Genomic DNA, 9,743 nt, shown 5'->3' on the forward strand with positions numbered 1-9,743 from the left:
TTTATTTCTCCACACTTTCTCTATCTTGTATTATATCATAAGTTGGAACCTTCGTTTCATGATATTGTCGAAACATGTCTTCTACAATATGTTTTAGTTCCGCTTTTAAAGAGAGGGGTTTTCTTACTTCGACCTGATTACCCAAAGATAACAGAAACTGCATAGCTGGAATTTTCCCTTCCATGATCGTTGTGAAATGTAAAACATGTTCATCTATCCATTCACCTTTCGGATCGATGCCAATCATTTTTTCACTTACTAACAAAGCACTCTCACCATGTATCAATACATCCAATTCATAAACCTCATTACGAATAAGACCCTTTTTGCCAATATGCTCACTTACTTGAAAATCAGCATCCCGCTGAAATTTCACATCACTTACTTGCACTTTTTTCATACGCTCTTCACTAAACTTAAAATTTCGATAATCCTTTGCCTTCAATGAATATGCTAAACAATAATAGCTCCCTGCATCGTTCAAGATTTCATATGGATGAATACGTACCTTTTCAAAATTTTTAGCATGCATTCCTTTATATACAATATCAACAGCAAGTTGATCATTACGAGCACCATCCATTCGCATGATAAATTCCTTTAACATTGGATTAAGTAATGGGGTATTGCCCTTCACATAAATACCGCCTTCCTTTTTTTCCATAGTAAGCGTTGCCATTAATTTATCCATCGCAGATAAAAATTGTGGCAACAGCAAAAAATCATCATGACTCTTCATATAGCTGATCGCCTCACTCACCGCCTTAACCTCTTCTTGCCGTAAACCGACAATTGGAAAAAGACAGGATGCATCCAGCTGATAACCGCCATATTTGCCGGTCGTGCTAATGATGGAATAGCCTGCCTCTTCAAGTTCTTTGCGATATTCGGATACATTGCGTATATTTGTATCTAATAATGTCGCTAATTCTTCTCTTGATAAAAAACCTCTTGCTTTTAATAATTGCAACATTTGAATACAGCGTGCACTGCGTTTCATTTCCTCTCATCCTTCCCATTAGGAACGTATGACCTTTGGATGATAGTCCAATGGACTATAGCGGGATGGAAAAGAACCAAAAACCGGTTCAACTTCTTTTTTCTTTGGTACGATACCTTTGGGTGCTAAAGCCGCCACGACTTCACCTATTCCATTTTCTAACGCAAAACCTAATGCCTCTTCCGTGTGATATGCTCCTGCTTCTAAAAATGCCAGAACAGCATCTACATTACGCGTATAGACAGCATGTAATAAGATGGGATAGCCATTGAAAATCCAATTGGGATCCGCCCCAAAATCTAAAAGTTCCTTGATTCTTTCCGTTTCCTTGTTCCAAACTGCATTTAATAATTCCTTTGCCATTTTTCTCTCGTTTATCATATAGCCTCAACCTCTTTCCTTATCTTTACGGCTATATCATAAACCTCATTGTTACATTATTTGTGTAACAATATAAAAATAGTATAAACTTTTTTTTATTATCTGTACAGCAAAAAAAATCTTCCTACAATTCATATATAGAAAGATTTATTTTATATTTACTTAGTTTTCATTTTGTCCTGCAGCATTGGTTCCATTGGTATTGTTGGCATTTGTTTTACCATTATTATTCACATCACCATTTTGATTCCCACTTGTCGTATTACCGGCATTGGGATCGTTTGTTTTGGCATTTCCATATGCTCCATCACTTGTTGGCGTATTGGTCGTATCTTTGGCGCTTGTTCCTGCATTTACTCCACCACTTGTATAACCATCAAATGTTGTTAAGACATCGTTCATATCAGCATTTGGGTCATATAACAGTAAGAAATTTCCATTTACTTTTGCTCCATACTCCATTTCTTTATTTTTGATATTTACTCGTACTTTACCTTTTTCTCTAGCCTCTTTTAAGACTTTTTTCATGTTTTCATCATTACTTTTTACACGATATAGATAAGCTGTTTTGCCATTCACCTCAAAGCTTTTTCCTTCATATGCCGCAAATTCCATATTTTTGATTGGCTGCATATTCTCAAGCTCAACTTTTTTGTTATTGAAGAAGCTCATGACATTGTCAATGCTGTCATCAATATCATTTTTTACATCATTTGCAACATCACCGGTATCACTTTGATTTTCCTTACCAGTGGTTTCATTGTTATTACTGCTACAGCCTTGTAATATACCTGTGAACAGAAATGCTGCCAGCAATACTTTCATTGTTTTTTTCATTACTGATTCCTCCTTGTCAATCTTTAGTATGCACAGGGCTTTTTACTTTATTCCTCAAGCAGCCATGGATATTTATTTCGCAATGCTTCTATCACACACAATGCAGAAACATGTTTATCTTTAACCTCTAACATGATATCAACTTCCTCTTTTTGTAAATCTTTGCAGAATTCCAAAAATGTCTCTATGTCAATAGATGAGGCATGGGCACCGGCACGTTTTAACGGATCCTGTTCGCTGTAATGCATCTTCATGCGCCCATCAACGGATTTCCATGTCTGCTTTACCAACGCTAGACATTGTTTTTCATTAAGATTGGTAAGAGATGGATTTAATTTATGATGCAAATTATCGAAGACCACCGGTATCTGGATTTTTTCCGCGATCCATAAGACATCCTCTAATGTATAATAGCGATCATCATTTTCAATGATCAAACGTCGTTTGATTGTCTCATCCAATTCTCGATATTCTGCCATAAAACGTTTCATCGCTTCCTGTTTATCGCCATATACCCCACCCACATGTAACACCATCTTATGCGTGGCATCCTCACATAAAAGATCCAAAAGCGCACAATGATATTGTAAATCAGCAATCGCTCTTTGTACCACTTCCGGATTAGGAGAATTTATAATCGTATATTGTCCAGGATGCATAGAAACCCGCATATCATAGCGTTTAATTTGTTCTTGTAAGAAAGTAAAGGCTGACTGAAACAAAGTCTGCCAGTCAACACTGTTGATAGGACTAGAGCCAAAAGGTATGATGTCTGAACTAATGCGAAACATTTTAATTCCCTGTTGATGATTATATGTCAGAATATTTGATAAAGCGGTTAAATTGTGATCTATCAGTTCTATTAAACGCAACTCACTCGCATTTTTTGCGATACAGCTACGCATTTTTGTATCATCCTGTAATGCCAGTGTACAAGCATATCCAATTTTCATCTTATCACCTATTGTTAGGATGGCTCTTGTATGGCCCACTATTCTTGTCAAAATTCTTTGTTTCCTGTATGATAATACCAAATAGAAAGGTGATTACAATGAAGAAGAAATATATCTTTTTTGATATTGATGGTACATTAACCGACAATGCTACTAAAAAAATCGTACCTAGTGCTCAGAAAGCACTAGATGAGCTGCAAAAAAACGGACATTTTGTGGCGATTGCCACAGGGCGTGCACATTATAAGGCACGACCCTTTATGGAAAGCGTCCATCTGCATAACATGGTTTGTTGCGGAGGAAATGCACTCGTAGTAAACGATGAACTTATCCAAAACATTCCCTTAGATCGTGAACAAAGTATTGCCTTATATCATCAAGCAATCGATGCTGGATATGGTGTATTAGCAATGCTAGATGATTCTATTGACCTTTATGGGATAGATGACACGTTTGTAAAACAATGTGGAGAACGTCAAGAACCTACACGCTATGTGTATGATCAAAACTTTCGCATTGAGGATGCAAAAGATATTTATAAACTATATATCTCCGTACCTATTGATGAAGAAGATCGCATTCCTTTATTAAAAGAAGTCGGCCAACTCCGCTTCGTCGATGCTTACTTAACAATTCAACATGACCGAAAAAAAGATGGTATTATAGACATGTTACGCTATATTGATGGAAAAGCTGAAGATGTTGTTGTATTTGGTGATGATACAAATGATTTGGTCATGTTTGATTCACAATGGACAAGTATCGCGATGGGAAATGCTAAAGAAGTCTTGAAGAAAAAAGCGGATTATGTAACAGATACTAATACACGTGATGGAATATGGAAGGCTTGTAAAAAGTTTGGGTGGATTGCATGAGACATGAGAAACAAACAACAGATGTTTTGTATGTACAAGACTGTTATCTTCGTTTGCTACGAAAAGAAGATGCCGCCATGTATTATGAGAAAGGTTTTGCGCAAGAAGATGAGGAAGTGAGACGTTTTACCGGAACGACACAAACGTTTAGCAAAAAGATGATCTACGATTATGTCGAACGTATTGCTGAAGCAGATGATCGCTATGATTTTTTAATATTTACATATCAAGACGAGTTAATTGGGGAAGCTGTTTTAAATGACATTGATTGGGATGCTAACATGGCTGGTTTTCGAATTGCTTTATTTTCAAGTACACAAACAAATAAAGGCATCGGTAAACAGGCCGTAAAAGCTGTTACGGATTTTGGATTGTATACCTTACAGCTTCATCGCATTGAACTGGAAGTGTTTGATTACAATCCTCGTGCCCAACATGTGTATGAATGTTGTGGCTATCAGATAGAAGGACGAAAAAAAGATGGCTTATATTATGATGGCAATTATCACGATATTCTTATCATGGCTATCCTTCATCCATAACAACCACTATGAAAATAAAAAAACATCCAGATAGGGGATTCGCTTGGGAATATCAACGCTTACCAGTACAGACCCTTTCTATTTGGATGTTTTTTATATCTTTATCGCTTACAAAGAACTTAACAAATACTTTTTGATGGATGGTCTTGAACTAAGAAATCCGGTTTTTTCATATCCCATAAAAACCAACCAAACAGTAACACACCTTTAAAAATGGAGCTTATGGTAATGGCCCACCAAACACCGTTTAAACCAAGCCCATTTCCCAGCAACATTGCCAAAGGTATACGAGCGGCCGTCAAGGTTACGGATATAATCGAAGGTGGCAATGTCCTACCTAAACCATTAAAAGCACCGGCAGTAGTAATTTCCATACACATAAACAACTGGGAGAAACCTAAGATACGTAAATAATCTACGCCCATCCAAATGACTTTTGGTTCATTGATGAAAATCTGAAAAATAAACTGCGGAAATAAAAGCAATATCAAATTACAAAGGATGCCCCAGCTTATCATCAATCTCATAGACAAACGATATCCCTTGCGAATACGCTGTGCATTATGCGCACCATGATTTTGAGCTACAAAGCTATTTAAAGCAGCGGCATAGCCTTCCGCACTCATCCAAGAAATGGATTCTATCTGTGAGCCAACCTTTTGCACTGCAACGGCTGCATCACCCCAACCGGCAATAAAGCGTGCTATCACCATAGAGATGCTGCTAAACAACATACTTTGTAATCCAATAGGCAGCCCAATACGAAATATTTCCTTCATTTCTTCCTTGTGTATATGTGAAAGAATATGTACTTGTAAAAAAATAAGTGTATCTTTTCTTATTGCCATGAGAAATAATAGACAAACAATCATTTGGGCCATTACTGTAGCTATAGCTGCCCCACGCACTCCCATCGCCGGTATCCCACCAAAACCAAAGATAAAAATAGGATCTAAGAGGATATTCATGAGCAATCCCAAAGCGGTCACTATAAAGGAAGTCTTAGAATTTCCCATGGCTGTCAAAATACCCGTGAATATCTGATTAAGAAATGAGAAAATCACCAGGCCACAGGTGATGATTAAATAACTTTGTGCATCGCCTGCTACCTGTGCACTGTTTAATTTAAAAAAGCCAATCATTTGCCGTGAAAAAACGACCGTGACAAAACCAAATGCCAATGCGAAAACAATGCCCATCTGTATGGCACTTTGGGCATAACATGCTGCCTTGTTTTGATCTTGTGCGCCTAAAGAATGTGCAACTTTGACCTGAGCACCCATCTTGGCTAAGGTGACTAGGCCATTGGAAAGCCACATGAACATACCGGCAGCACCGACAGATGCCACAGCATTTGCCCCGATTCTGCCAATCCATAGCATGTCGGTAAGATTATATGCCATTTGTATCAAACTGGTTGCCATGATAGGTAGTGCTAATGAGCTTAATGCCGGAAGTATCGCACCATCTAACAAATTTACATATTTCTTCATTATATCCCTCAATTCTATAGTGTGGTTATAGTACCATACCTAGAAGGTTTTTAGCAATTCTTATACTGGATATAAATGAAAAAACTATTATCACAGGTGATGTCTTATAAGAACTTCATCGATTTCCTATGAGCTTCTTTTCATGAAAACGATTGAGGATAAAATAAAGCATGCATAGCTAAGAAATTCTTAAACTAGCATGCTTTGTGCGATTACTGTTTATCAGTTTATATTTGCATCAGAAGGCAAAGCGAATTGCACGATAGCTTTAAATAAGTCCCCATCTACTTCAATATGGAATTGACCATTTTGAATCTCCGTAAAGCTTTTAACGATTGCCAAGCCTAAACCACTTCCTTCTCCATGACGAGAAGAGTCACCTCGTTGAAAACGTTCGACAATTTGCGTTTCATCAAAATTTAATGGTTCCGCGGATATATTTTTCATGGTGATTATCACCGTTTCGTTTTCTGCTTTCACCATCACATAAACTCTTGTATTGGCCAATGCATACTTCCCGATATTGATAAATAAATTTTCAAAAATTCGCATGGTTTTATCGCCATCTAACGCAACCAAATATTGTTCTTGATCAAAGCTAGTAATGACCTGTAAATGCTTCTCTTGTAATAATTCACTACATTCAGCTTGTGCTTGTTCGATTAATGCTTTGACATCTAACTCCATAAGATTTAACTGAATGTTTCCACTATTAACTTTACTAACCTCAAATAAATCTTCAATCAGACGACTTAAACGCTGTGTATATTGAGCAAGCATTTGTACATATTGTGTTCTTGTTTCTTCTGACAATGTCGTATCTTGCAACAATTCAACATAATTTCGCATACCGGTCAATGGTGTTTTTAAATCATGTGATACATTACTGATAAGCTCCGTTTTCATTAACTGCGATTTTGTTTCTTCACGCACAGCTTTTTCAAAACCACTGCGCACTTGGGTTAATTCCTGTTGTAGTTCTTTAAATACACCATCTACATGTGTATATTCATAATCAAAACGTCCTTCTTCCATCGCCTTTGCATTCTCTAGTAATTCTTGATACTCTAATTTTACCTCTTTCAACTTATCACGCAGCCAAAAGAAAAGAGCAATTGTATATCCAAAGGAAAGGATGATACCAAATCCCTGCAAGGAACAAAAGATAATAACGATTAGCAAATTTATCAATAGCAGTTTGATCAAACTCTGATTCAATTTATCTAGTTCTACATCTGCTAAAGCATTAACATAATGCTTAAAACGCCGAATGATACTGCCAATGAAGGTGTCCTCTTTCAAATAGCGAATCACACCATGGGCAATTATATACTTTAGCAAAAAGAAAATGATTGATAAATAAGCAAATAACAACATCCATGCCGCAAGGTTCGCAAGTAGGCTTATGCCATCCCACATTTCATATCGTAACAATATTTCAGCCAATAAGCCATTCATCGTATAATTAGAAAGCACCACTACACCCATGCAGCCAAAGGTAATCAGGCAACAGGCTAAAATGGAATTGATTTCAAACTTGATTTGCGCAAAAATTTTGAACGGTTGACATTGTTCTACGATACGAATCGGTACTAGAAGTATGAATAGAGCTAAAATACAAGCACCTACTCCCATAGCGATAAACACGTAAGGAGTATATTCATATCTGTCATAAATTGTATCATAAACATACATACCATTATTTGTTAATTTCTCAGGGATGCGTATAACAACTGTAAAATCATTACGAAAAGAAACCTTTGCATCATTTTTTTGATCATATAAGGAAGGATCCCGGATAAACGTATTCATACAATCCACCAAATAATCTTTAGCACCATTCGTATAGTTACCAAAATCTCCGCTCAGCTGTAAAGAACCATCTTTCTTAAAAGTTCCTATGCCATAAAACATACTATCATTTTCACTTAAATCATCCTTGACATTCGCTGCTAATCGTTTTTTTGTATTTGCATCATAAACGATATATTGTACATTTTCATCATTTTGGAAACAGGAGACTGCTCGATCCATCAAGCTTATATACTCATCTTCAAAATGACTTTTTTCAGGAAAATTTGAAAACCTTGGATAGGACCATTGTTCATCCGCAAATTGATTCATACTGAGTGCATAGAAGAACAATTCATCGCCCAGTACATTCTGAATGGTTTTATGCATATTCTCTTTATCCATTTTAGATGATGGATAAAAACTGCATATAGTTATGCTGATCACACTGAGCAACATGATCCATACACTTAAAAATATTCTTTTTTGCTTCATGCTTTTCACCTATCCTTTTTCAATCTTATATCCTACGCCCCATACCACTTTCAAATATTGTGGCTGACGAGGATTCACTTCAATTTTTTCACGCAATTTACGAACATGTACCATGATTGTCTCTGTATTGATGGCTTCTTCTTCCCATACTTGCTCATAAATCTGTTTTGCAGAGTACACTCTTCCTGCGGATTCCATCAACAATTGAAGAATAGCAAATTCTTTCGGAGTCAATTTGACACGCCTGCCATCTACATATACATCCTTTGTATAGGTATCGAGTTCTAATCCGCCGACACAGAAACGATGGGGATTTTTCTCTGTTTTATCTTGTTTGGATGCTGTTTGTAGCGATAATATTTGTTCATACCGGCGCAATTGAGAACGCACACGTGCTAATAATTCCATTGAGCCAAAAGGTTTTGTAACATAATCATCCGCTCCTATATTTAAACCATTGATTTTATCAATATCCTCTGATTTCGCGCTTAAAAAAATCACCGGGAAATCATAGTTTTTACGCAATTCCATCGTCATAGTGATACCGTCCATGATCGGCATCATGATATCTACGATTGCCAAATGTACATCATTGGTATGAATCAAGTCAAGTCCTTCTTTTCCATTTTCCGCTAACAACACTTGATAGCCCTGATTCTTTAGATATATTGCGATTGCCTCGCGGATTCCTTGTTCATCTTCAACAACTAATACGGTATGTTCCATATGTTTCAACGCCCTCTCTTATTTACTTGTTCTATTTTAACCGATTTCTATTCACTTGGAAAGCTTAGATATTCCTATGCAGAAGAAATCCTGCAAACGTGCATACCGTACAGATGCAGTATACAAATAGTTCCATCTTATCCCTCCCACCGTTTTTGTTGCTGTATCATATAGCGCTGTAAGGTGGTTTTTATCATAAAGCCAACTGCCATTGCCAATACGATACCATCCATTGTATCAATCGTTCTTAAAAAGGGGGTAGATGCAATGATGATACATAAGGCAATCGTAACCAGTATACAGATGATGGCAAAACTAATTTGTTTTCTTTGTTTTTTCATCTTCATCTCCTCTTTCTTACTGTTATCAGTATGAAGGATAGTTCTTATCAACTGTTGAAATAAAATCTTAAAAATTTCTAAACAATAACATAACGAAGATGAATTATGATACTTCCTTGCGTTTTTATTATTCTCCATCAGCTAGAATCCTTGTATGAACGTAAAACCAACCTAAATTTCAGTATCATAGATTAGATTACTTAAAAGACCAATATTAAATTCAATCTCATATAAAGAAAGTAGGCGATAGTCATTAAACTACCGCCCCTTATCAAACCGTACGTGCCCTATTAAGGCATACGGCTTACC

Annotated in this window: 10 protein-coding genes; 2 read left to right on the forward strand and 8 right to left on the reverse strand. The window is 36.6% G+C overall.

What is annotated here, in order from left to right:
• Position 1: 1 nt before the first annotated feature.
• The 4 genes from ACESSZ_RS09430 to uvsE form a co-directional block, all read right to left on the reverse strand.
• The gene (locus ACESSZ_RS09430) at positions 2-1,000 is read right to left on the reverse strand and encodes a helix-turn-helix transcriptional regulator (RefSeq protein ID WP_331866922.1); all 999 of its coding nucleotides are present in this window, start codon (positions 998-1,000) and stop codon (positions 2-4) included.
• An 18-nt stretch (positions 1,001-1,018) separates the two neighbouring features.
• Positions 1,019-1,381 carry an ankyrin repeat domain-containing protein gene (locus ACESSZ_RS09435; protein WP_008689009.1) on the reverse strand — a complete coding sequence of 121 codons (363 nt, stop codon included), beginning with the start codon at positions 1,379-1,381 and terminating at the stop codon, positions 1,019-1,021.
• Between the two features lie 162 nt (positions 1,382-1,543).
• On the reverse strand, positions 1,544-2,218 hold the full coding sequence (locus ACESSZ_RS09440) for a hypothetical protein (protein ID WP_008689011.1): 675 nt from the start codon (positions 2,216-2,218) through the stop codon (positions 1,544-1,546).
• Positions 2,219-2,265: 47 nt separating this feature from the next.
• Positions 2,266-3,222: a UV DNA damage repair endonuclease UvsE gene (gene uvsE, locus ACESSZ_RS09445; protein ID WP_331866921.1), complete on the reverse strand. Its 957-nt coding sequence runs from the start codon at positions 3,220-3,222 to the stop codon at positions 2,266-2,268.
• A 47-nt stretch (positions 3,223-3,269) separates the two neighbouring features.
• On the opposite strand from uvsE, the gene ACESSZ_RS09450 reads away from it, so the two are divergent.
• Positions 3,270-4,046: a Cof-type HAD-IIB family hydrolase gene (locus ACESSZ_RS09450; protein ID WP_008978940.1), complete on the forward strand. Its 777-nt coding sequence runs from the start codon at positions 3,270-3,272 to the stop codon at positions 4,044-4,046.
• A complete protein-coding gene (locus ACESSZ_RS09455) occupies positions 4,043-4,588 on the forward strand; it encodes a GNAT family N-acetyltransferase (protein WP_132223848.1) in 546 nt (181 codons plus the stop codon). The genes ACESSZ_RS09450 and ACESSZ_RS09455 overlap by 4 nt, the downstream gene beginning before the upstream one ends.
• Positions 4,589-4,707: 119 nt before the next feature.
• On the opposite strand, the gene ACESSZ_RS09460 is transcribed toward ACESSZ_RS09455, so the two are convergent.
• From ACESSZ_RS09460 to ACESSZ_RS09475, 4 genes are all read right to left on the reverse strand, one after another.
• Complete coding sequence (locus ACESSZ_RS09460; protein WP_008689018.1) at positions 4,708-6,081, reverse strand: MATE family efflux transporter; 1,374 nt, start codon at positions 6,079-6,081, stop codon at positions 4,708-4,710.
• A gap of 222 nt (positions 6,082-6,303) precedes the next feature.
• A complete protein-coding gene (locus ACESSZ_RS09465) occupies positions 6,304-8,367 on the reverse strand; it encodes a sensor histidine kinase (RefSeq protein WP_117547286.1) in 2,064 nt (687 codons plus the stop codon).
• Between the two features lie 9 nt (positions 8,368-8,376).
• The gene (locus ACESSZ_RS09470; protein ID WP_008689020.1) at positions 8,377-9,093 is read right to left on the reverse strand and encodes a response regulator transcription factor; all 717 of its coding nucleotides are present in this window, start codon (positions 9,091-9,093) and stop codon (positions 8,377-8,379) included.
• A 137-nt stretch (positions 9,094-9,230) separates the two neighbouring features.
• Positions 9,231-9,434 carry a hypothetical protein gene (locus ACESSZ_RS09475; RefSeq protein WP_132223842.1) on the reverse strand — a complete coding sequence of 68 codons (204 nt, stop codon included), beginning with the start codon at positions 9,432-9,434 and terminating at the stop codon, positions 9,231-9,233.
• Between the last annotated feature and the right edge of the window lie 309 nt (positions 9,435-9,743).

Source organism: Eubacterium sp. 3_1_31 (assembly GCF_964249515.1).
Lineage (GTDB): Bacteria > Bacillota_I > Bacilli_A > Erysipelotrichales > Erysipelotrichaceae > Longicatena > Longicatena caecimuris.